Raw genomic sequence first — 17507 nt, 5'->3', positions numbered from 1 at the left:
GAAGCAATCAGTATTCGTATGCGTGAATTCTGACCGGTTTACGCAGCGTGCGGGCCTTGTTGCCCGCCACTTTGGTGGCTTTGTCCGGATCGCCTGCGACAAATTCCAGCGTCGGTGAGTAATAAAAAGGCAGCCAGCCGCCGTAGCCATTTTCCCACTCCCAGCGAACCGGGCAGGGCCACAGAATGTCTTCGTACATAATGTAATAGGTCCATCGCCCGTGGGGACGACGAGGTTTGCGGTTATTCATAAGCAGGCGGCAGGCTCTTAAAAAACACTAAGGATATTCTGGCTTGCGCAGCAGAAGGTTTCAAGCCCGCCGGCCGGGTTGTTGATTATTTAACCAGTGGTTATGGGGCAAATTTGCAAAACTTTACCCCCAGATCATCGCCGCCCAGCGCAACAGCATCAATGCGCCACAGATACACAGCAGTACTACAACCATTTTCCAGTGTTTGGTCATCATCCTTTTCGTTACCATAACTCCTCCTGCCATCAGGGCATTTTAGTGCGCCATGTGTTCATCCACATAGTGAATAACCTGCTCTTTCAGTTCAGGCACCGCCTGATCTGCCAGCCATTCGAACGCGATTAGCAGCAGGGCTGCGGCGAGAATCACTGACAAAAGTATAACGGCTTTATTACGTGCTTCCATTGTTCTCATTGTTTCTGTTTTGCCTGTTTTTTAGTCTGCCAGAAAAAGTGGCTTCCGGCAGATATTCAGGCATCTGGTTCCGGAAAGGTTTAGGAAATTATACCTTTCCAGCCGTTTCTAAACTTTGATCCTGTTCCTGCTCACTAGGATTTTGTGCAGTTTTGTCATGGCGGGCACCGGGCATGAAGCCGTGCTTTTTAGCGCGCCAGGCAATAATCAGTCCTGCCGCCAGCAGAATCAGCATTGTCTGCGGAAAAGTTTTAACACCGGCGGTTTCCAGCAAAATCCCTCCGGTTAAGCCGCCGCCCGCAATCGCGAGATTCCACGCCACGACCACCATCGACTGCGCCATATCGGCGTGTTCACCGGTGGCATCTGCGATAGCCGTTTGCAGTAAGGTCGCCGCGCCGCCGAACGTCAGTCCCCACAGCGCCACGCATAAAACCACCATCACGGGAGTCTGACTAAAAAACACCAGCGTCAGCGAAATCAGTGCGAACAGCAGAAGGCTGAACAGCAGAGTCTGGCGCAAGCGCCGGTCAACCAGCAGGCCTGTGATACCAATGCCAGCCAGCGCGCCAATGCCGAAGACCAGTAATATCTGGTCAGCCCGTGCGCTAAGACCGGATAAGTGCAGGAACGGCACAATGTAGGTGTAGAGCAGATTATGCGTCAGCATCCACAGCAGGATCACCAGCAAAATACTGCGCACGCCAGGCATCATCACCACATGAAGCAACGACTGGCGCTGACTGGCGGCCTGTCCGGGATAGTCCGGTACTTTTCGAATAACCCAGACCACCAGAATCAGCGTGAGCGCGGACATCACGCCGAACGCCAGCCGCCAGCCGAGCAGAGAACCCATCCAGGTGCCGAGCGGGACACCCACTGAAAGCGCCAGCGGTGTGCCGACCATCGCTACTGACAATGCCCGCCCTTGTTGCTCAACCGGCACCATCCGCCGCGCATAGCCTGCCAGCAAACCCCACGCCAGCCCTGCCGCTGCTCCGGCCATCCAGCGGGCCACAAGCGTCAGGATGTAATGCGTGGAAAAAGTGGTGAGTGTGTTGAAAACCAGAAAGCCGACGATGGCGGTCAATAATGCCGTGCGGCGGTTCCAGCCCCGGGTCAGCGCCGCAAGCGGGATCACCGCCATCAGCGAACCGGCGGCATACAGCGTGATTAATTGTCCGGCCATGGCCTGCGAAACATTCAGACCGGCGGCGATTTGCGGCAGTAATCCGGCGGGCAGGGTTTCGGTCATGATGGCGATAAAGCCAGTCAGCGCCATCGCCAGTAAAGCCGAAAGCGGCAGCGGGGATTTTTGTACAGCAGTATTCATGGCGTCTCTCAGTTTCTGAAAAAGTTAAATCACGATAGAGAACTCCCTGTTGCGGAAAAAGTAGGGTAGATTTCCAGAGTATGCGGACGCTGATGTCCGCAATCGGAGGTGAGGGTGGAAAGTCTTAGCAGCCTGAATACGTTTGTGCACGTGGCGGAAACCCGCAGCTTTGTCGCCGCCGGGCGGATCTTAGGGATTTCCGCGTCGGCGGTGGGTAAAAGTATTTCGCGGATGGAAACCAAACTGAATGTACGGCTGTTTCACCGCAGTACCCGCAGCGTGACGCTGACGGCGGAAGGTTCGCTGTTTCTCGAGCGTTGCCGGCGCATTGTGGCGGAGCTCGAGGCGGCAGAAAGTGAGCTGTCGCAACTGGCGGAATGTCCGCGCGGCAGGCTGCGGCTGAGTCTGCCGCAGGTCAGCACGCTGCTGTTGCCGGTGCTGGGCGAGTTTATGCGCCGTTATCCCGACATTGAACTGGATCTGGATTTCACCGATCGCATTGTTGACGTGGTGGAAGAAGGTTTCGACGCCGTGGTGCGAACGGGGCAGATGGCTGATTCACGGTTATCGATGCGCAAGCTCGGCACTTTCCATCATTTGCTGGTCGGCGCACCGGCTTACTTTGAGCAGTACGGCAGGCCTGCGAAACCGCATGATCTGGCCGATCACCGTTGTCTGCATTTCCGCTTTCCGAATAGCGGAAAACTCGAATCCTGGCCTTTGCCGGAATATCAGGATTTAGCGCTGCCGGTTTCGATGGTTTGCAATAATATAGAAACACGTCATTGCTTTGCCCTGCAGGGGTTGGGCATCGCCTGTCTGCCGGATTTCAGTATCCGCAAAGAACTGGCCCGCGGGCAGCTGGTGACTGTGCTGGATGAGCACGTGAAGCGCAGTGCCGACTTTTTTATTTTGTGGCCGTCGGGCGGTTATATGACACCGAAACTTCGGGTATTAATCGACTTTTTCAGCGAGCGGGTATTCCCTGAAAACCCGGAGCTGGCACTGCTATGTCCTAATTAAACTCAGGGAGTGTGCGATGAGTCATTCTGTCTTAATTGAACGCTTTTCTGCTGCAGATCAGCGCGGCGTGATTGATGTGATTTTGCCGATCCAGAATCAGGAATTTGGCATTCCGATAAGCGAACAGCAGCAGCCAGATTTGCACGATATTCCGCAGTTTTATCAGCGCGGAACCGGGGATTTCTGGATCGCCCGCTGTGACGGAAAAGTGGTGGGGACGCTGGGCCTGAAAGATATCGGCAATGCCCAGGCGGCTCTGCGCAAAATGTTTGTGAGCGCGCCTTATCGTGGCCGCGATTACGGCGTGGCGGCATTATTGCTGAAGGCGTTACTGCAACATGCACAGGCCGAAAAAGTGAAAGACGTTTTTCTGGGCACGACCGACAAATTTCTGGCGGCCCATCGTTTTTATGAAAAGAACGGATTTCAGGAGATACCGGTATCCGCGTTGCCGGAAGCTTTTCCGCTGATGGCGGTAGACAGTAAGTTTTACCGGCTAACTTTCTGATCACTAAGGCTGTCAGCGGGCTGTCGTGTCTGTGTCAGGTTGCTGTCGTGTTGATTTCTGATCCGGCGTTGCATGCTTATTAGGTGTTCAACATTCACTCTAAGGATTAATTATGAATCAGAGCAAAATCAGGCAACTTCGGATTTCCCGTGCATGGTCTCAGGAACAACTGGCAGAGCTTTCTTCGCTCAGCGTTCGCACAGTGCAGCGCATTGAGAACGGCGAACAGGCCAGCCTCGACACGCTTGGTGCTATCGCAGCAGCGTTTGACATCAAAGTTTCAGAACTGACGGAAAACGATACGCGAGATGGCAATTCGCCGGAACACGCGCTTGACGATCAGATTGAAAGGGCCAGGCAACAGGTGGCGGAGGAAAGCAGTTTTTACCGCTCTGTTCTGTTGTGGGCGGGGGTCAATGCGGGTCTGTTCGCGCTTAACCATTACACCTCGCCGGATTCCTTCTGGTTCGCATGGCCACTATGTATCTGGGGCGGTATTCTGCTGCTGCGCGGTTTACGCATTTTTGTTTTCCGGGGAACTGTAGAGCGCTGGCAGAAAGCGCGTTTACAGAAGTTAATCCGCAAACCCTGAGCAGTAAAAAGGCTAATGTGCAATTTTTAATCGCCAGTAAAACCGTCCTGACTGCGGCATATCAAAACCATGAGTAAACATACTGCTATCCTCTGTAATATTCGTGGTCATTTGCTCAACGGACAGAGAATGCGGCAGCACCGGCGGTTTGCTTTTGATCTTAAGAGATTGATATTGCTTCTGGCGCTGGTGAGTACGGTTATTACCTTGCTCACCAGTTATCTGGCAATTTTTCAGGTAGAAAAAAAACTTCTCATCGAATCGTCATTGCGGGCGAGTCAGTCGTATGCGGCCAGACTGTCGCTGACGGCCGATTTGTTTTTCAATGCGGCACAAAAACAGGTGGCCTACAGCGCGGATTTGCTGGGTGATGAATTTGATAATAGTGATGCCATCACCGAAGAAGCTGACCGTTTACAGGTACAGAGCAAGCGTTTCAGCTCGGTGCTGGTGGTGGATAAAACCGGTGTGGTGCGCGCGGCCTCAAGAAATTCGGCGGAGATGGTCGGTTTAAAACTGGTATCCGGCGCCAATACGGCAGCACTTTCAACCCAAAATCCGGTGCTCAGTTCGCCGTTTCGCACCGCGCAAGGCAATCACATCATGGTGCTTTCCTCGCCCATTCGTAATGCGCGCGGCGGTTATCTGGGGTACCTGGCGACTGAAATTGATCTCAGCAAAAGCAGTATCGTCGATACGCTGATTAATGCCCGCAATTACCGCAAAGACGCCTATATCTATGTCATCGACCGCGAGGGCGATGTGTTGTATCGCGACGCATCGGGATGGATCGAAAGCGTGCCGCAGGGCCATGTGAATAAGGCGCTGTTAGGCGATCGTGAGCAGGGTTTTCTGCTTATGGACAATCTGCAAGGTGAGGCGTCGCTGGCGGGTTTCGCCACCATGGAAGTGGCAGGCTGGACAGTGCTGGTGCTGCATCCCGCCAGGGCCGATGTGGTGCTGCTGTATAACGTGATGATGCAGGTATTGCTCTACACGCTGCCGATTGTGATTCTTGTTTTCATCTGCATCTGGTTGCTGACGCGCTATATTTCGATGCCGCTTCGCCAGCTCGCGTCCCGTGCTGACACGATGGATTCAGAGGACGTTTCTCAGGAAATTGAGCAGATCAACGCCTGGTATTATGAATCGTCTAAGCTGAAAACCGTGATGTTGCAGGGGATCCGACTGTTGCATCAGCGCATCGAAAAGCTCAGCACCGAAGCGCATACCGACCCGATGACCGGTCTGCTGAACCGGCGCGGTTTTTATGAGTTAGTGGATAAACAACTGACAGAGGTTTCACGGATTGCGGTCATTACGCTGGATATCGATCACTTCAAAAAAATTAATGACACTTACGGCCATGACGTCGGTGACGTGGTGATTACACAGCTTGCACGCCTGATTCTGGACAGCTCAAGGGAAGGGGATTTGCTGTGCCGCATGGGCGGCGAAGAATTTCTTTTACTGCTGCCCGGCGCGTCAGTCACGCAGGCTATCCAGCTGGCGGAACGGTTACGACGGCAGGTCGAGTCTCATCATTTTGAGGGCGCGGGTAACGTCACAATTTCGCTCGGCGTAACGCATTTCTATCCCGGCAGGGATAATATCGACGGCGCACTGAAAGCGGTGGATAAAGCGTTGTATCAGGCCAAGAATGAAGGGCGTAACCGGGTAATCAATCTGTAATGGCGGATGGCTGTAATAGCGGATGGTTTTAATAGCGGATAGCGATGAAAAGGCTCAGGCAGATTGCCCGGGCCTTTTTTGTGTTTTAGCGCGAGCCCGGCAACAAAGACTCTGTGCACTTGAAGACATCTTCGCGGAATTTGCGGGAAGCTTCATCCAGATCTGCCTGATTCGCGACGTCAGCGCGGTTGGCTTCCAGCGCCTGATTCACGGCGATAGTAAACGCGTTTTCCTGGCTGGCATTGAGCACATTGCCGACGCTGCCAAACAGCAGGCGCATGGCAGAAATCTGCACCAGAAGTTCACGGTTTACGCGCTCGAGCTGATCAACGCGTTTGTTCAGGGTATCGTCATTCATAGGTGTCTCCTTATTTAATTGCCGCACACCATAACAAAAGCACCGCCATGAAAAAACCGCCTTACGGCGGTCTGTATGCTGGCTGCGGGTTTAACGCACCATTTGTTGCATCTGGCGGCTCAGCTGCATCAGCTGCGCATTCAGCGGCACCAGCTTTTGCTGGATAGCATTGTATTTATCCAGTTGTTTCTGGTTGGCAAATTGCAGACGGTTACCAGTGATGGTGACATTCTTACCCTGACTTTTGATGAAATCGGCTTTCTCGACAATCAGGTTCAGCACCTGCGGCAGTAAGTCGAATACCTGTCCGGTGATCGCCGAAGGCTGAACGATGGTTTTATCGTAAGCCTGGTCATAGACTTTTTTCAGATCATCAGGCTGTTTCAGTGCCGCGTGTTGCGTGTCGGCCTGCGTTTTCAGCAGCGTGATTTTTTCTTTCCATCTTTCGCTGCTGTCCGCCATTTTCTTTAAATCGTCGCGTTGTTCAAGCAGGTTATTGACGCTGTTCACGCCGTTCATCCCTGCAAACACCGGCACCAGCGAGGAATCCAGTTCAATATTCATCTGATGATGAAAGCCGGTGATGATGGCGTAATCTTTACTGTAATCGCCAAACTCTTTCTGCTGCGCCTCGGTCAGCTGCGGCACGGCAAGCACGGGTTTATCCAGAATACGGGTCTGAAGAAAATCGATGAATGCTTTTCGCTGTGCTGGCTCTTTATCGCCACAGCCGCTGAGGGCAAACATCATCAGTAACAGCATAAAAGGCAGCAAAAATACGCGGTGCAGGGGTGTTGTCCGGGTCGCAGAATGCATCATTTCCTTGTTCCTTTATCTCCATCATCAGAGCTTTAACCTTAACGCATAAAGATAATTTTTTGCTAGATCAGCATGGCTATCTTCGTTAACGTCACTCTCAGAGTCATTAATTCAGGGAATGTATAACTTTGAAGCATAAGTCATTTTCGATAAAACACATTGCGCCAGTGCTGGCTATGATGATCCTTGCCGGTTGTACATCAACGAAAAAAAGTGAGGCACCGGCGCAAAATCCGCATGATGTGAAAGCGGACATTGTGCGGCTGATGCCTGCCAGCGCGCCGGACAAAAAAGGCTGGGCGACAGACATTACCGTCGCATTCACCACGCAAAACATTCCGGCGACTACCGAAAACATCTGTTCGGTGCTGGCGGTTGCGCAGCAGGAGTCCAATTTCAATACGGATGCGCCTGTGCCGGGCTTAGGCAAAATTGCGTGGAAAGAAATTGACCGTCGCGCCGATGCGGTTCATGTGCCTCATTTCCTGGTGCATACCGCGCTGCTGTTAAAATCGCCGAACGGAAAATCCTACAGCGAGCGGCTGGATAACGTAAAAACAGAGAAGCAACTGAGCGCGATTTTCGATGACTTCATTGATATGGTGCCGATGGGACAGACGTTGTTTGGCAACCTGAATCCGGTGCATACCGGCGGTCCGATGCAGGTCAGCATCGCGTTCGCTGAGCAGAATGCTAAGGGATATCCGTATAAAATTGACGGCTCAATTCGTCACGAAGTCTTCAGCCGTCGTGGCGGTGTGTGGTTCGGCGTGAAACATCTGCTGGGCTATCCGACCAACTACTCGCAATCACTTTACCGCTTTGCTGATTTCAATGCCGGCTGGTACGCCAGCCGTAACGCCGCGTTCCAGAGCGCGGTCAGTAAAGTGTCTGGCATTCCGCTGGCGCTGGACGGCGACCTGATAAACTACGGCACCGATAAACCGGGCAGCACTGAGCTGGCGGTCCGCACGCTGAGTAAACGTCTGGATATCAGCAACGGCGCAATCCGTAAAGCGCTGGAGAAGGGTGAGCAGCTGGAATTCGAAGACACGACGCTCTATAAGCAGGTTTATGCACTGGCGGATAAAACCACCGGTAAACGTCAGCCGCGTGAAATGCTGCCGGGGATTACGCTGGAAAGTCCAAAAATCACCCGCAAACTGACCACCGCCTGGTTCGCAAAACGGGTAGACGGGCGACGTGCGGACTGTGTAAAACGCGCTAACGCCAGCTAATGTAAGGTAAAGATTCTTAAAGCCTGTCAGATATTGGCAGGCTTAATATCCTCCTGATCAGGCTGCAGCCACCGTCAGTGGCGGGCTGTGCGTTATTTCATACAGAAATACAAATCCCATGAATATAATTCCGATGAAATTAACGCTTGCTTAATAAATCCCACTATGTGTAAATAGCGTCAACGGTTTGTGGTTAAGACCTATTTATGTAAGACATTTTAGTAAAGCAGTTCCTGGTTCAAGTGATATAGCAAATCCTTTCTCCGACGAATTTCCTTCTCTGATGCATCCATAAGTATTTCAAATAAAAACAGACCTATATTGCCCTATGGCATCATAAAATAAAAACGAAGAAGGTATTTCCTATGTCTAATAAAATGACTGGTTTAGTAAAATGGTTTGACGCTGGTAAAGGTTTCGGTTTCATCAGCCCTGCAGATGGCAGCAAAGACGTGTTCGTTCACTTCTCTGCAATCCAGAGCAATGATTTCAAAACCCTGGACGAAGGTCAGAACGTTGAGTTCACCATCGAACAAGGTCAGAAAGGCCCATCAGCCGGTAACGTTGTCGTTCTGTAATGTCGCCAGATATTGAAGTGAATACTCTGCAATAGCGAAGATGGGTTAAACCCGGAGCAGACAGAATAAATATTTCAGTATCGACATACTCAATGACAAAAATAAGCCCTGGCCAACGCCGGGGTTTATTATTTAAAAGCTTCTGAATTTATTTCCAGGAGCCACAACAGAAAAGCCGGTTGAATTATTTATCTCCCAGTCGATTTTTCTGTTGTGAAAAGGCCGTGCTCAGGCCGTGCAACGTTGGAGTGTACGATGGACGCTTGCACCATAATATGACGGCCGGGAAAGCACCGGCACTTCTTCCCTTCATACTTCAAGCCGCAGGTGCGTTGGCCGCACTCAGTCACCCGAATCACTTACATAAGTAAGCTCATCGGGACTCCTTCTCTTGCCGCCTTCCTGCAACTCGAATTATTCGTGAATAAGAGCAAATCGCTCATCTCCCCAAATGCTTTGTAGATAAGCTTTTTATTCAATCCAATCCAATTCAATCCAATTCAATCCCAATGGCTGCCTTTGCCGGAAAACAGGCAAAAAAAAGCCCGCACGCGGCGGGCAAAATAACAGGGTTCTACAGGGGTATTACACAGGGACATCACACAACATTTGATGGATTTAAGATATCAAACGCTGTGTATGGTTTTGTCATCACCCGGTAAGGTTAGTCCAGCAGATGTAAGGCTTATTTGTCGGCGTAATGTGAGATAACCTGATCGATTTTGGCGTCCGCCAGCGCAATTCCTTTCTGAATCAATGATTCAGAACCTATGCTTGCCAGTACAATGACGACGGCAACAATCATTAATCCTTTGTAGGTCATGTTTCAATCCTTCCGCTTTGACTGCTCAATGGCAGCATTATGCGGCGATACCGGTTGTATCGCCACGTGGCAAAACGGAAAACGGAAGAAAAAACGTTACGCGGCCAGGTGGGTGACAGTGAAATGCGTGACCAGACCGATGATGATCAGTAGCGCAATCGCAGCGGCGGTATAGAGGATAATGCGTTTAGGGCTGTAGAATTTCATTTAATATCCTTATTTTTCTGATGCATACAACGTTGCAGGATTAGAGAAACTCCATCATCAAAGCCATCATATAGCCGATCCCGACAGAGCCTCCGGCCATCATTAACCAAAATGCAGTTGCCTTCATTTCACACTCCTTGTGTAGGTTTGATCATTCAGATAATCAATTCACCGCAGAAATTATATCAAACATAGAAATTATAGGGATAAATATCTGCTCTAATTTTGATCACTTAGTCTGAAAAATCTCATGAAGTGCGGTCAGGAGGACGTTTGACCGCAAAACGCCGGGCAAGCGCAAAGGATTTATTTCAGGTAATCGCTGCTGGCGGTCAGTTTGGTATGCGCGCTGGCGTCGATGGTTGTGGAAGGGCGGGTACCGCTTTCACTGGCTTTACGGTTAATTTCGGAAGCCACTTCCTGTGCGCTGGAGGGATAAGCCTGGGCGAAACTGTTGAAAGTGGTCATTACGATCATCAGGCTAAAAAGAGCGAGGGTGGTGCGTTTCATTTTGCAGGTGTCCGGTCTGTTCACATTTTGTCATAAGGGTTGCGTGATTCAGCGGCCGATTTTAACTGCTTTATTCATAAGAAACGGGAGCAAATTGTGCTCCCGTTCATCATTTATGCTGCGATCAACTGCTGCTTTACACGTGCTGGAGCGTATTATGACCTGCTTCTGATTTATTCGGTAAGCGAATCGTGGCAGAAAGAACCAATGATACGATCAATAATACGGTGATGATGCTGAACGTCACCGCGAAGCCCCCGAACAGGGAAGCGACCAGGGAAGCAAAGATGCTGCCGATACCGAAGCCCAGATACAGCAGACCGTAGTTTTTGGTCATGTTGTTCAGGCCAAAGAAGTCGCTGACCAGTGACGGGTAAACCGTAATAGTCCCGCCGAAGCTGAAGGCGACGCAGGCGACCGAGAGGAAGAACATCATTTCGTTCATCTGAGTGAACAACATCAGGCTCATCCCTGCCAGTGACACAATCTGCGCGATGGAAATAACGCGGATACGCTGCATTTTGTCGGACAATACACCCAGCACCAGACGACCACTCAGGTTGGCAATCGCAATCACGGTTACGGCGTTGGCGGCGGTCATTGCATCCAGTTTTACCAGGCTCTGACCGATATCTTTCGCCACACCAATCACATATAAACCGCTCATGCAGGCCGTCAGGAACATCAGTGCCAGCATCCAGTATTGCGGCGCGCGGATGGCTTCTGCCAGGGTGAAATCTCGGGTGTCATTGGTGCTGTCATTCAGGCTGTTTTCTTCGCGGGTGACGTCTGCGGTTTCCTGTTTCGGCGCATCTTTCATCATCATCGCACCGGCAATAACCATCACCATCGCGATGCCGCCCCAGATCATGAAGGTATTTTGCAGGCCTTCTGTCGCCAGCAAATGACCGCAAACGAATTTGAATAACAGACTGCCCAGACCGTAAGCGCCGATTGAACAGGCGGAGATCAGACCTTTGCGTTCAGGGAACCATTTCACGCAGTTGGTCAGCGTCAGCAGATAACCGGCACCGTCCGCCAGACCGACCAGCACACCGGCGCTGATGTAAAGCATCAGAACATTGTCAGAATGTGCAGTCAGTGCAAAACCGGCAGCCATCAGCAAACCTGCGGCAATGGTCACGGTGCGCACGCCAAAACGTTCCTGAAGTTTACCGGCGACGGAAGAGGCCAGCGCCAGACACAGGCTCAGGATCCCAAAGGTCAGTGCCACGCGGCTCACCGGTTCACCCAGTTTCTCAGACAACTGACCGTTAAACAGACTCCATGTATAAACGGAACCCAGTGCAAGCTGAGTCAGGATAGTGCCGATTAACGTCAGTACGCGTGTGCGGTTGTAATTCTGGATGCCAGATTTGTCACTCATAGTGGGTTCTCCCGAGCGAAGTAGATTCAATTAACTGTGGCTATGATAAGTCTGGCGATGTGGGGCGGCGCATTTGCGGAGTGAGATGCATGAGTTGCGGAATGAAATGCATCCATGACGGTATGAGTCGCCATTTTTGGGCTAAAAACACCCCGGAATTGGACTTAAAACACCGCTGCAGCCCTTGCGGGGCGCGGGTTTTAGTTGATCTGGATCACTAATCCGTCATTTAGTTTTTCAGTCGCGGTTACAAATTTTGTTACAAAGGTTTCGTTGTATCATTTGGTACATAACGTTGTGCTCACCGGCATTTGGTCGTACCCTTCCGGCACTCCTCATTTTTACTTTCAGTGCTAACAAATGACTCTTTCTGCGGAACCGGCGCCTGCGTCACCGCTCCAGCGCGCCCGATTTCTGACGCCACGCCGGTGTTTTATTCTCAGCCTGCTGCTGTTGCTGGCCGGAATAATATATTCACTGACCATTGGCAGATATCCGGTTTCATTTGGCAGATTGATGAATTTCATCGGCTCTGATGCGTCAGCGCCGGATCACGCGCTGCTGCATAACATTATTATTGATTCACGTTTGCCACGGATTGTGGCAGCGGTGCTGGTTGGCGCCGGGTTGTCGGTTTCCGGTGCAGCGTATCAGGCTGTGTTTCGTAATCCGCTGGTGTCGCCGGGCTTGCTTGGCGTGCTGAGCGGTTGCGCATTCGGTGCGGCGCTCGGCATCGTGATCGGGCTAAACGGTTTGTGGATCCCCGCGCTGGCCTGTGCGGCGGGTTTACTGGCGGTGGCGCTGGGTGTGAGTATCGCCAGCCTGTTTGCCTCATCGTCCATTCTGATGCTGATCCTGGGCGGCATCATCAGCAATGCCTTGTTTACCGGACTGTTATCGATCGTGAAATACGTCGCTGATCCGCAGGATCAGTTGCCAGCGATTGTGTACTGGATGCTCGGAAGTCTGAGTGCGGTCGATAATCACGCGCTGTTGCTGACCGCGCCGGTGCTGGTTGTCGCCATTGTGCTGCTGGCCGCTATCGGGCGGGTGCTGGATGTGATGACACTCAGTGAGGATGAGGCATACAGCCTTGGCGTGCCGGTGCGTTTTTACCGCTATGGCATCATTATTCTGGCGACACTGATCTCTGCGCTGACGGTCAGTATTGCCGGCATGGTGGGCTGGGTCGGGTTACTTATCCCGCATCTGACTCGTCTGCTGGTGGGCGCGAGTAACGTCTGGTTATTGCCGGTAGCGGTCTGTCTGGGCGGCTGTTTTCTGTTGCTGTGCGACGGTCTGGCGCGGACGCTGGCACCGGGCGAAATTCCGCTGGGCATCATCACCGAACTTCTCGGTGCGCTGGCATTTATCGCGCTGCTGAAAACTGTCCGGCGGGGCTGGGCATGACTGCTTCTGCTAAACGTCTCTCGGTTAAAAATCTCTCATATCGGCTGGGTCAGCGCACCTTGCTCGATAACATTTCTTTCGACCTGAAGGCCGGAGAATGCGTGGCGTTACTTGGCGCGAACGGGGCGGGAAAAAGCACGCTGCTGAAATTGTTGTTGCGCTTGATAGCGCCCGCCAGCGGCCACATTGAACTGGTTGGAATGCCGCTTTCCACCCTGAAACGGCGCGAAATAGCCCGTCATATTGCCTATGTCCCACAACATCATCAGCCCCATTTTCCTTTCACTGCCTGGCAGGTGGTCATGCAGGGAAGATTGCCCGTAAATGGCATGGTCAGAAGCCCGTCGCCGCAGGATATTTCGCGCGTTGAGCTGGCGTTTGAAGACAACGGTATCGCACATTTATCTGCACGCATTTACACCGATCTTTCCGGCGGCGAGCGCCAGCGGGTGCTGATCACCCGCGCGCTGGTGCAGGACACGCCGGTCATTCTGCTCGATGAACCGGTGAATGGCCTCGATTACGGCCATCAGTTGCATCTGCTGACGCAGCTTAAAACCCTGGCTGCAAAAGGTTACACGTTACTGATGATCACTCATCAGCCGGAACACGCACTGATGGCCGCCAGCCGGGCATTAGTGCTGCACGAAAGTCGGCTGATAGCCGATGGCGCGCCGTCAGAAGTGGTGGACAGTGCGTTGATTTCCCGCATTTATCAGACACAGGTACAACAAATCGATCTGAACAGCGGACACCGTTTTTTTATTCCTTAAGGGACTGAACACAAATGCAAAGTAAAATAAAGGCGCCGCTTCTGGCTGGCGCTTGCGGCCTTCTTTTGTCTGCAGGATCTGCGCTGGCAGCCGGAACATCCGACACCATTACGGTTAACGGCAGTGCGAAAAATGCCGACATCGATGCCGGGGATCCCTCCGCCTCCAGTTCGCAAAGCGCCACGATGGGCGTGCTGGGCAAACGCGATGTGCTCAATACGCCTTATTCCGTACAGTCCGTGCCGGAAAGTGTCATCACCCGCCAGCAGGTCAAAAGCGTCAAAGACGTGTACAAATACCTGCCATCGGTACAGGGTGACGGCGCCCGCCCGCAGACGCGTGGGATCCAGGGCAGCGTGGTGCAGAACTCAATGATCGACGGACTTAATGTCGTATCGACCACCGATTATCCGGCGGAACAATTCCAGCAAATTGAAGTGCTCAACGGGCTGGCGGGTTCGCTTTACGGGCCGGCAAACCCGGCAGGGATGTTTAATTTTGTCTCCAAACGTCCGGGCTACACCACGAAAAACAGCCTGACGCTGGGTATGGGAACCGGGATTTCCGGACTGGGTGCGCTGGATGTAAGCGGTCCGCTGGACAGCGGCGAGCGCGTACGTTATCGCCTGAATCTGCTCAATGATCAGGGTGGAAGTTATACCTCAGGCAGCAGAAAAAAACGCCAGCTTGCCAGTCTGGCGCTGGATTTTAAGCTCAACGATCAGACCGTACTGGAAACCAATTTCAGCTATTACCGCTATGTGACAAAAGGCCTGCCTGGCACCTTTGCACTGGCGAGCGGCGTGGCATTCCCGAAAGCCATGAACCCGACGCAGCGTAATCTTGGGCAAACTTATGCCGGTGATGACAATCACACCAGCACCTACAGCGCGCATCTCAAACATGATTTTGACGGTAACTGGCAGTCGGATATTGGCTTCCTGCATCAGGTTGCCGATCGCCAGTCAACGGCGGTGACCAATACACTGGTCAATAATAAAGGCGATTACAAAACCACGGTGTCGAGCGCGACGGCGACGCGTTTTGTCATCAACAGTTATATGGCGACCCTGAACGGCACGGTGAATACCGGCTGGCTGCAGCATGATGTAGCCTTGGGTATGCGCGGTTTCGTGTGGAAAAACTACAACCCGATTAATGGCGGTACAGCGACGCTGGGCAGCGGCAATATCAATGATTTGCAACATTTCGCCGAGCCGGATTACCCCGATTTCTCTGACCGTTATCATTCCGCGACCAGCACCCAGCAGGCATTCTCGGTGGGCGATACGCTGACCTTCTCGCCAAAATGGAGTCTGTTACTGGCAGGCAGCGAAAGCTTCCTGACCTCGGCGAACTATGCCAAAACCCGTCAGCGCACCAGCGACTCAAACGACAGCGGTTTCAGCGGTTCGGCCAGTCTGATGTATAAACCGGTTGATAACCTGACGCTTTATACCACCTACGCCGACAGCCTGCAGCAGGGCGATACCGCGCCGGCTGGCTCGACCAACGCAGGGCAAATCACCGCACCGTACCGCAGCAAGCAGATTGAAGTCGGCAGCAAATTGCGTGTCGGTAAAGCGAATCTGTCGGCGGCGTTGTTCCAGATTGATCGTCCGTTTGCTTACACGTTGCAGGACGGCGAGTTTGCCAACGACGGCAACCAGCGCAACCGTGGGCTGGAACTGATGGCAGATGGCAACGTGAGCCGCGACGTGCACATTTTTGGCGGCGTGACCTTCCTTGATCCAAAACTGCGTGATACCGCGTCGGCTTCCAGCGAGAACAAACAAATCGTCGGCTTGTCCCGTGTGACCGCAAATCTGCTGACAGTCTGGAGTCTGCCACAGGTTGAAGGTTTGGATCTGGACGCGAACGTGCATTATGTCGGCAAACGCCCGACGGATAACGCCAACGATAACTGGGTTGGCAGCTACGCAGTGTTTGATGCCGGAAGCAGCTACCGCACGCGTCTGTTCAATACCAACACCACGTTCCGCTTCGATCTGACTAACCTGACCAATCGCCATTACTGGACCAATATTGTGCCTGGTGGCCTGAACGGTTACAGCGGTGCGGGTAATGCGTCAGCACAACTCGGCGCGCCACGCATGGCGCAGGTATCGATGCAGCTTGAGTTTTAAGTCCTCTGAGGAACAGAAATGAAATTACCGACAGGTTTGATTCTGGCGCTCGGGCTGAGTCTTTTCAGTCTGGGCAGCATCAGTGCAACCCGCGAAGTGACGGATGATTCAGGAAAACAGGTTTTGCTGCCTGCCAGGGTGGATCGGATCGCTGATGCCTGGTACGCGCATCATTCCCTGCTGATGACGCTCGGCGCAGGAGGGGAAATCGTTGCTACGGTAAATCATCCCGAAAGCCAGCCGTGGATGTTTCACATTCAGCCGTCGCTGAATCAGGCGCTGTCGGTAAAAGGCACCACCTTTAATGCTGAAAGTCTGCTGGCGATGAGAGTGGATGTAGTGTTTGTCAGTGCCGGTAACCGTGATGCGGTTGCGCTGCGTCAGGCTGGTTTACCGGTGGTTGAGATGAAATTCACCGATTTCGATTCCATGAAGCATTCCCTGCGCACCACCGCGCAGGTGCTGGGCACGCCGCAGGCTGCAAAACGTGCAGAGGATTACATTCATTATCTGGACGATCATTTACAGACGATTGCCTCGAGAACGGTAAGCCTGAACGTACAGCAGCGTCCGCGTGTATTACATATTCAGTCACTGGATCCGCTGAAAGTGGACGGCAGCGATACGCTGATCGACCAGTGGATCCGCGCAGCTGGGGGGCGTAATGCGGCCGACGGGCTGAAGGGCAATATGCAGTCGGTCTCCGCTGAACAACTGCTGGCGTGGCAGCCGGATGTGATTATTCTGGCTGCCAGCGCCGGAGATATTTCAACATCGGCGTATGCCAGTCAGTTTGCGCTGCTGGACGCGGTGAAACGGGGGCGCGTGTGGCGAAATCCGGCAGGCGTTTTTCCCTGGGATCGTTATGGCACGGAGACCGCGCTACAAATCCAGTGGGCGGCTCAGAAGCTGCATCCGGCGCTATTCCCGGATCTGAATATGGTGCAGGCCACCCAGGACTTTTACCGCCGTTTCTTTGATTATCCCCTGACGCCGGAAGAGGCACAGAAGATTCTGGCAGGGAAATTTTAAGCGGATTAAAAGCCGCAATATATATTTTTCAAATTGTCATTTTTTCAAGGTTTTAGTCCCTGTTGCAGGGATACACTTCCGGCGTGCATGAGGACGTATGCACGCTGGTGTTGACGAATGTCAACGGGTGGTTATACTACAGCAACAGGAGGCCAATGAAGGCACATCCTAATAAACATATTCACGCAGCCATTGAATATGCGATTTCTAAAGGCTGGCATTTTGTCGGTGGCGGCAGCAGCTCACACTGCTTTGGTCGGATTCGGTGTGGAATACCTGCTCATCGGGAACATATGATGAGTATCTGGTCTACTCCCCGAAATCCGGAAAATCATGCTGCTCAGATCGTCAGAAGGGTAGAACCTTGCTCTCCCGATAAGCCGTAATTCTAGGCGGGAAACCGCCTTTTTCTG

General features: G+C 52.5%; 20 protein-coding genes. 11 read left to right on the top strand and 9 right to left on the bottom strand.

The annotated features are described in order from the left end of the window. Nucleotides 1-7: 7 nt before the first annotated feature. From ACM615_RS04185 to ACM615_RS04170, 4 genes are all read right to left on the bottom strand, one after another. Nucleotides 8-250: a hypothetical protein gene (locus tag ACM615_RS04185; protein ID WP_181955537.1), complete on the bottom strand. Its 243-nt coding sequence runs from the start codon at nucleotides 248-250 to the stop codon at nucleotides 8-10. A gap of 123 nt (nucleotides 251-373) precedes the next feature. Continuing rightward, nucleotides 374-481 carry a small membrane protein YniD gene (yniD, locus tag ACM615_RS04180; protein WP_013574326.1) on the bottom strand — a complete coding sequence of 36 codons (108 nt, stop codon included), beginning with the start codon at nucleotides 479-481 and terminating at the stop codon, nucleotides 374-376. 24 nt (nucleotides 482-505) lie between these two features. After that, on the bottom strand, nucleotides 506-655 hold the full coding sequence (locus ACM615_RS04175) for a hypothetical protein (protein ID WP_165353117.1): 150 nt from the start codon (nucleotides 653-655) through the stop codon (nucleotides 506-508). 97 nt (nucleotides 656-752) lie between these two features. After that, nucleotides 753-1997 carry an MFS transporter gene (locus tag ACM615_RS04170; RefSeq protein WP_431011484.1) on the bottom strand — a complete coding sequence of 415 codons (1245 nt, stop codon included), beginning with the start codon at nucleotides 1995-1997 and terminating at the stop codon, nucleotides 753-755. 114 nt (nucleotides 1998-2111) lie between these two features. On the opposite strand from ACM615_RS04170, the gene ACM615_RS04165 reads away from it, so the two are divergent. The 4 genes from ACM615_RS04165 to ACM615_RS04150 all read left to right on the top strand — a co-directional run bounded on the left by ACM615_RS04165 (nucleotide 2112) and on the right by ACM615_RS04150 (nucleotide 5812). After that, nucleotides 2112-3020: a LysR family transcriptional regulator gene (locus tag ACM615_RS04165; protein WP_431011483.1), complete on the top strand. Its 909-nt coding sequence runs from the start codon at nucleotides 2112-2114 to the stop codon at nucleotides 3018-3020. A gap of 16 nt (nucleotides 3021-3036) precedes the next feature. Next, nucleotides 3037-3528: a GNAT family N-acetyltransferase gene (locus ACM615_RS04160; RefSeq protein WP_113875947.1), complete on the top strand. Its 492-nt coding sequence runs from the start codon at nucleotides 3037-3039 to the stop codon at nucleotides 3526-3528. 112 nt (nucleotides 3529-3640) lie between these two features. Beyond that, the gene (locus ACM615_RS04155) at nucleotides 3641-4120 is read left to right on the top strand and encodes a 2TM domain-containing protein (RefSeq protein WP_113875948.1); all 480 of its coding nucleotides are present in this window, start codon (nucleotides 3641-3643) and stop codon (nucleotides 4118-4120) included. A 69-nt stretch (nucleotides 4121-4189) separates the two neighbouring features. Next, nucleotides 4190-5812, top strand: a complete 1623-nt coding sequence (locus ACM615_RS04150) for a diguanylate cyclase (protein ID WP_431011482.1) — start codon at nucleotides 4190-4192, stop codon at nucleotides 5810-5812. Nucleotides 5813-5897: 85 nt separating this feature from the next. Here ACM615_RS04150 and ACM615_RS04145 read toward each other — a convergent pair whose 3' ends face one another. Both ACM615_RS04145 and ACM615_RS04140 read right to left on the bottom strand, forming a co-directional pair. Then, entirely contained in the window at nucleotides 5898-6170 is a 273-nt protein-coding gene (locus ACM615_RS04145; RefSeq protein ID WP_113875950.1) for a hypothetical protein, read from the bottom strand. Nucleotides 6171-6260: 90 nt separating this feature from the next. After that, entirely contained in the window at nucleotides 6261-6989 is a 729-nt protein-coding gene (locus ACM615_RS04140; protein WP_112288952.1) for a DUF3053 domain-containing protein, read from the bottom strand. Nucleotides 6990-7165: 176 nt separating this feature from the next. Between ACM615_RS04140 and ACM615_RS04135 the strand changes: the two genes are divergently transcribed. Then, nucleotides 7166-8227, top strand: coding sequence for a DUF1615 domain-containing protein (locus tag ACM615_RS04135; protein ID WP_165929053.1), 1062 nt, complete (start codon nucleotides 7166-7168; stop codon nucleotides 8225-8227). A gap of 365 nt (nucleotides 8228-8592) precedes the next feature. Then, nucleotides 8593-8805, top strand: a complete 213-nt coding sequence (cspE, locus tag ACM615_RS04130; protein WP_056781364.1) for a transcription antiterminator/RNA stability regulator CspE — start codon at nucleotides 8593-8595, stop codon at nucleotides 8803-8805. Nucleotides 8806-9490: 685 nt separating this feature from the next. Here cspE and ACM615_RS04125 read toward each other — a convergent pair. From ACM615_RS04125 to ACM615_RS04115, 3 genes are all read right to left on the bottom strand, one after another. After that, entirely contained in the window at nucleotides 9491-9628 is a 138-nt protein-coding gene (locus ACM615_RS04125) for a hypothetical protein (RefSeq protein ID WP_162940740.1), read from the bottom strand. A gap of 513 nt (nucleotides 9629-10141) precedes the next feature. Then, nucleotides 10142-10345 carry a hypothetical protein gene (locus ACM615_RS04120; protein ID WP_113875952.1) on the bottom strand — a complete coding sequence of 68 codons (204 nt, stop codon included), beginning with the start codon at nucleotides 10343-10345 and terminating at the stop codon, nucleotides 10142-10144. Nucleotides 10346-10481: 136 nt separating this feature from the next. Beyond that, nucleotides 10482-11732, bottom strand: a complete 1251-nt coding sequence (locus ACM615_RS04115) for an L-lactate MFS transporter (protein ID WP_113875953.1) — start codon at nucleotides 11730-11732, stop codon at nucleotides 10482-10484. Between the two features lie 360 nt (nucleotides 11733-12092). Here ACM615_RS04115 and ACM615_RS04110 point away from each other — a divergent pair, with 360 nt between their 5' ends. From ACM615_RS04110 to ACM615_RS04090, 5 genes are all read left to right on the top strand, one after another. Beyond that, a complete protein-coding gene (locus ACM615_RS04110; protein WP_431011481.1) occupies nucleotides 12093-13142 on the top strand; it encodes a FecCD family ABC transporter permease in 1050 nt (349 codons plus the stop codon). After that, on the top strand, nucleotides 13139-13915 hold the full coding sequence (locus ACM615_RS04105) for an ABC transporter ATP-binding protein (protein WP_431011480.1): 777 nt from the start codon (nucleotides 13139-13141) through the stop codon (nucleotides 13913-13915). The genes ACM615_RS04110 and ACM615_RS04105 overlap by 4 nt, the downstream gene beginning before the upstream one ends. A 14-nt stretch (nucleotides 13916-13929) precedes the next feature. Next, nucleotides 13930-16062, top strand: a complete 2133-nt coding sequence (locus ACM615_RS04100; RefSeq protein WP_431011479.1) for a TonB-dependent receptor — start codon at nucleotides 13930-13932, stop codon at nucleotides 16060-16062. An 18-nt stretch (nucleotides 16063-16080) separates the two neighbouring features. Beyond that, a complete protein-coding gene (locus ACM615_RS04095) occupies nucleotides 16081-17094 on the top strand; it encodes an ABC transporter substrate-binding protein (protein ID WP_431011478.1) in 1014 nt (337 codons plus the stop codon). Between the two features lie 155 nt (nucleotides 17095-17249). Then, on the top strand, nucleotides 17250-17480 hold the full coding sequence (locus ACM615_RS04090) for a hypothetical protein (RefSeq protein ID WP_120161506.1): 231 nt from the start codon (nucleotides 17250-17252) through the stop codon (nucleotides 17478-17480). Nucleotides 17481-17507 lie beyond the last annotated feature (27 nt).

Origin of the sequence: Rahnella sp. PAMC25617 (genome assembly GCF_050606005.1) — a bacterium.
GTDB lineage: Bacteria > Pseudomonadota > Gammaproteobacteria > Enterobacterales > Enterobacteriaceae > Rahnella > Rahnella variigena.
This window is presented reverse-complemented; position numbering and strand designations above follow the sequence as displayed.

Coding starts and splice junctions, on each gene's coding strand:
- ACM615_RS04185 (WP_181955537.1), bottom strand. CDS start 250: ATGAATAACCGCAAACCTCGTCGTCCCCACGGGCGATGGACCTATTAC.
- yniD (WP_013574326.1), bottom strand. CDS start 481: ATGGTAACGAAAAGGATGATGACCAAACACTGGAAAATGGTTGTAGTA.
- ACM615_RS04175 (WP_165353117.1), bottom strand. CDS start 655: ATGGAAGCACGTAATAAAGCCGTTATACTTTTGTCAGTGATTCTCGCC.
- ACM615_RS04170 (WP_431011484.1), bottom strand. CDS start 1,997: ATGAATACTGCTGTACAAAAATCCCCGCTGCCGCTTTCGGCTTTACTG.
- ACM615_RS04160 (WP_113875947.1), top strand. CDS start 3,037: ATGAGTCATTCTGTCTTAATTGAACGCTTTTCTGCTGCAGATCAGCGC.
- ACM615_RS04155 (WP_113875948.1), top strand. CDS start 3,641: ATGAATCAGAGCAAAATCAGGCAACTTCGGATTTCCCGTGCATGGTCT.
- ACM615_RS04150 (WP_431011482.1), top strand. CDS start 4,190: ATGAGTAAACATACTGCTATCCTCTGTAATATTCGTGGTCATTTGCTC.
- ACM615_RS04145 (WP_113875950.1), bottom strand. CDS start 6,170: ATGAATGACGATACCCTGAACAAACGCGTTGATCAGCTCGAGCGCGTA.
- ACM615_RS04140 (WP_112288952.1), bottom strand. CDS start 6,989: ATGATGCATTCTGCGACCCGGACAACACCCCTGCACCGCGTATTTTTG.
- ACM615_RS04135 (WP_165929053.1), top strand. CDS start 7,166: ATGATGATCCTTGCCGGTTGTACATCAACGAAAAAAAGTGAGGCACCG.
- cspE (WP_056781364.1), top strand. CDS start 8,593: ATGTCTAATAAAATGACTGGTTTAGTAAAATGGTTTGACGCTGGTAAA.
- ACM615_RS04125 (WP_162940740.1), bottom strand. CDS start 9,628: ATGACCTACAAAGGATTAATGATTGTTGCCGTCGTCATTGTACTGGCA.
- ACM615_RS04120 (WP_113875952.1), bottom strand. CDS start 10,345: ATGAAACGCACCACCCTCGCTCTTTTTAGCCTGATGATCGTAATGACC.
- ACM615_RS04115 (WP_113875953.1), bottom strand. CDS start 11,732: ATGAGTGACAAATCTGGCATCCAGAATTACAACCGCACACGCGTACTG.
- ACM615_RS04110 (WP_431011481.1), top strand. CDS start 12,093: ATGACTCTTTCTGCGGAACCGGCGCCTGCGTCACCGCTCCAGCGCGCC.
- ACM615_RS04105 (WP_431011480.1), top strand. CDS start 13,139: ATGACTGCTTCTGCTAAACGTCTCTCGGTTAAAAATCTCTCATATCGG.
- ACM615_RS04100 (WP_431011479.1), top strand. CDS start 13,930: ATGCAAAGTAAAATAAAGGCGCCGCTTCTGGCTGGCGCTTGCGGCCTT.
- ACM615_RS04095 (WP_431011478.1), top strand. CDS start 16,081: ATGAAATTACCGACAGGTTTGATTCTGGCGCTCGGGCTGAGTCTTTTC.
- ACM615_RS04090 (WP_120161506.1), top strand. CDS start 17,250: ATGAAGGCACATCCTAATAAACATATTCACGCAGCCATTGAATATGCG.